This is a genomic window from Mesorhizobium sp. M4B.F.Ca.ET.203.01.1.1, from assembly GCF_004791025.1.
Lineage (GTDB): Bacteria > Pseudomonadota > Alphaproteobacteria > Rhizobiales > Rhizobiaceae > Mesorhizobium > Mesorhizobium abyssinicae.
The window spans coordinates 1-279 of sequence record NZ_SRUO01000311.1 but is presented as its reverse complement, the minus strand read 5'-3'; the positions used below and the strand labels follow the sequence as shown (position 1 = coordinate 279).

1 pseudogene is annotated in these 279 nt (G+C 68.1%); it reads left to right on the top strand.

The annotated features are described in order from the left end of the window. A pseudogene (locus EN846_RS34850) lies at positions 1-279 on the top strand (LLM class flavin-dependent oxidoreductase); the annotation flags it as partial.

Genomic DNA, 279 nt, shown 5'->3' with positions numbered 1-279 from the left:
GCGCCGCCTGTTCACCAGCCAGCAGCAGAGTTTCGTCAACCTGCGCCGCGGCCGGCCGGGCAAGATTCCGGCGCCGATAGACGACATCGAAGCGTTCTGGGAGCCGCACGAAAAGCTCGGCGTGGAGCGGGCCCTGGCCTGCACCGTGCTCGGCGATCCGCAGCAGGTGGCCGATGGCATCGCCGCGTTCGTTGAGCGGCACTCGCCGGACGAGCTGATGCTCACCGCCAACCTGTATGACCACCGCGCGCGCCTGCGTTCGTTCGAACTGGCGATGCA